This window comes from Pseudomonas sp. E45-MNA-CIBAN-0222 (assembly GCF_040310405.1).
Lineage (GTDB): Bacteria > Pseudomonadota > Gammaproteobacteria > Pseudomonadales > Pseudomonadaceae > Stutzerimonas > Stutzerimonas stutzeri_AC.
This window is the reverse complement of record NZ_JBEOPU010000038.1, coordinates 1-2,577: the sequence shown is the minus strand read 5'-3', so window position 1 is coordinate 2,577 and position 2,577 is coordinate 1. Positions and strand designations below refer to the sequence as shown.

Here is a 2,577-nt window from a genome sequence, read left to right as displayed (position 1 = left end):
GCTTGCAGCCACTTCGACAGCAGGCACACCTGATCGGCAGGCCGCCGCTAAACCTACTTTTTCAACAGAATCGGCCATAAGCGGACACCCACGAGTGGGCTACCTACGAAACTAGGGCCGATTTATCAGCCTTTGAAATAATTAAGAAGCCCTGGCCAATTGAGCCTCAATTTCGGCCAGCAAGCCCTGGATGAGGCCCGCTGCAAAACGCTGCGCTCCCATGATTTCATCCTCATCTCCGCCATGAAATTGGGCGTAGGCAACAGCCCCGACTTTTTCAAACCCCTCCCCGAACTCATCATCGCTGAACCGGTTTCTTAACGCCGTGAGGCCAGCCTCCACTGCATCAGGGTGCTGGCCTGAGCGAATACGCTCAACAAACAGCCCTGCCACATGCTCCAGCGACCCAGAATATCGAACGACGTGGATGAGATCTGCGGCATCCTTGTTCTCCTCCCGCTGGTGGAGCGCGATAGCTTTCAATATCACGAATGCAGGTACGTCCGCGAAACGCACAACATCGACAGATACGCCTTTTCCATCAAGCAGTGGAGCCCCAATGCGCTTTTCTTGATACCAGTCGTGCACGATCCTGGCGTGTTTAATCGTGAGGGCCGACACCTGCTCCCCACTTACACTGATGGGTTTTCCTGCCTCATCTTCACCAGCATCTCGGAGCAGCTCAACTACCACTTCAACGTGCTCATCAATCTGAAGGCGCCACCGCCAAGACGCAGCCTTTCCATCTTCAACCCAACGGATGAAACCACGTGCTTTGAGCTGGCCAGCCAAACTGGTGTACTCGTTTCCAGTTGCCAGTACTTCCAAGTTCAGCACGATATCTACGTCTGAGGTTCCGACGTGCATCGGCACCTCAGGCGGGGTTTCTGGGGTGAGGTAGCGTGGGACAAGGCCGCCAACCAAACGGAGGGTTTCCCTAAGATTTCCAAATGCGCTCAGCAGCGTAAGTAGCGTTCTTTCACATGCGAGCGTCACGTCAACGCTGTACCCATCAGCTGTACGCGGCTTTAGCTCCTTTCCCATAACGACTCCAAACGCCCTCTAAGATGGTCAGCTAATTCTTTGTTGCGGCCTCGACTATCCAGCAAATCCAGGTACAGGATGTACGCGCTGGCAAAAAATGCTGGATGGTCTGGATGCCTATATCGGTACAGCAAACTTGCAGGTTCGCGCTCCATGAGCGTGACGTTCGCCCCCTTGCTCACAGACTTAAGGCCAAGTGTGCTAGCCATCTTCTCTGCGTAGCCTTTGGGCACAATGATTGCTGCACCCTCAGTGCTGGTCAGCAACGGCGCAACGGCATTAGCGGCAGCGGTCCCGGTAAAAGCCCACGGAAAATCCACTCTTTGACGATCTATCCTATCCGCCAGATAAGCCAGCATGTGCTTAGGGTTTTCCACGAACGTATACCACTTCGTTTCCTTCTCTTCGCGCGCCTGCCAGTGCTCAGCCCAGGCATCCAACAGTTTCTCCGGGCGAATGAGCATTCTGCGCTTACTCGGTCCTCCACCAGCAGATTCAACCCACTCACGCAACGTCAGCTCTTGCAGGACCAGGGAGCAGGTGTATGGAGAAGTCTCAGCTTGCGCAGCCAGCTCTGTACCTGTTAGCCATTCGTTACTATTCATCAAAAGCGCGTGGACAACGCTTTCACGAGCGTCAGTGAAGAGATCAATACCTTGCTTGGTTTTTTTGTAACGACGGGGAGGCTTTTCGATATTGATGAACCAGCCATTGTGCTTAAGGTAAAGGCTACCTCCCAGCTCGAATGAGGCTATATTGAGGGCCTTAAGCTCGTCTTTTGCTCCAGGGCTCAGTGAGGCTGCCGCAAGCATGCCTACTGACTCATAAGGGTGATGGATGTCGCGCATGGATTTGTTGAGCCGCCACACGGCGTTCCTCAGGTCTCGTGGGTAGACCTCCCTTTTGGTCTCTACGAATACGAGTAAAGTTTTATCTGGCGTCTTGATAACGACTGCACCATCTAGCCCATTATCCGACGCTGATGATGCAAGCTCGCTCGACGCATCTTGTACTAAGGCCTCGGGACCGAAGGCCTCGGTAAGAGCCTCAACCAGCGCATCTAACACCTGCCTCTCAAATTCGAACCCCGAGCGAGGTAGATAGTGCTCCATAGATTAGCCTCATGCGTATCATTAGCTGTACAGAAAAAAAATCCAAATTAGCTAAACATTAGGCTTTATTGTATCATTAGCTGATCAGCTAACAATCATCTTTACGCTAATCTTTCAGCTTCCTGCCAAGCTTGAGCGAGCATTGCCAGTGGGGGTGCTAGTCAGTGAACTGCCCCTGGTTGCACAGGCGCTTCTGGGCCTCATGGGGAGGCTAGATGAGCGAACCTCCTTGCCTGAATAGATTGCTGGTCGATCTCAGGCGGTGGCGTCGTAGTGCACACGACCATTTGAGTTGAGGCCATCCAGCCTAGAAATGGGTGTAAATTGAGGTGAATGGCCGCTTCTGGCCGATTCTGTTGAAAAAGTAGGTTTAGCGGCGGCCTGCCGATCAGGTGTGCCTGCTGTCGAAGTGGCTGCAAGC

The 2,577-nt window shown here is 53.2% G+C and carries 2 protein-coding genes; both read right to left on the bottom strand.

Annotation, left to right across the window (positions count from 1 at the left end):
• Positions 1 to 141: 141 nt before the first annotated feature.
• A complete protein-coding gene (locus tag AAEZ08_RS22625; RefSeq protein ID WP_181066394.1) occupies positions 142 to 1,044 on the bottom strand; it encodes a GSU2403 family nucleotidyltransferase fold protein in 903 nt (300 codons plus the stop codon).
• The gene (locus AAEZ08_RS22620) at positions 1,029 to 2,156 is read right to left on the bottom strand and encodes a type IV toxin-antitoxin system AbiEi family antitoxin (protein WP_181066393.1); all 1,128 of its coding nucleotides are present in this window, start codon (positions 2,154 to 2,156) and stop codon (positions 1,029 to 1,031) included. Before AAEZ08_RS22620 ends, AAEZ08_RS22625 begins: the two co-directional genes overlap by 16 nt.
• Between the last annotated feature and the right edge of the window lie 421 nt (positions 2,157 to 2,577).

Coding starts and splice junctions, on each gene's coding strand:
- AAEZ08_RS22620 (WP_181066393.1), bottom strand. CDS start 2,156: ATGGAGCACTATCTACCTCGCTCGGGGTTCGAATTTGAGAGGCAGGTG.
- AAEZ08_RS22625 (WP_181066394.1), bottom strand. CDS start 1,044: ATGGGAAAGGAGCTAAAGCCGCGTACAGCTGATGGGTACAGCGTTGAC.